1 pseudogene is annotated in these 323 nt (G+C 71.5%); it reads right to left on the reverse strand.

The features are described 5' to 3' along the window. Positions 1-198 (reverse strand): annotated as a pseudogene (locus CYJ76_RS11820) (MerR family DNA-binding protein); the annotation flags it as partial. Positions 199-323: the final 125 nt, after the last annotated feature.

Consider the following 323-nt stretch of genomic DNA (forward strand, 5'->3'; position numbering starts at 1 on the left):
TTGATCGGTGCTGCACGTTTCAGGATCCGGGTGCGCGGCGTCCTGGCTAAGGTCCGCGATAGTGTCGCGCAGCACGGAGAGCTGCGCGATCTGCTGCTCGATCTCAGCGAGGCGCACGTCAAGCAGGTCGCGCACGTGCCCGCAGGGCGCATGGCCGCCGTCGCGGATGTCGAGGATCTGGCGGATCTGGGCGAGGGTGCGAGCGCGGGACGCTCGGCGGCACCTGCGTGAACACGGGCTGCGTCCCGTCGAAGGCGCTCATTGCCGCGGCCGGCGCGCGGCACGTCGCGGTCGACGCCGCAACCCGGTTCCCCGGGATCGCG

The organism is Kytococcus schroeteri (assembly GCF_002847825.1).
In the GTDB taxonomy this organism is placed as follows: Bacteria; Actinomycetota; Actinomycetes; order Actinomycetales; family Dermatophilaceae; genus Kytococcus; species Kytococcus schroeteri.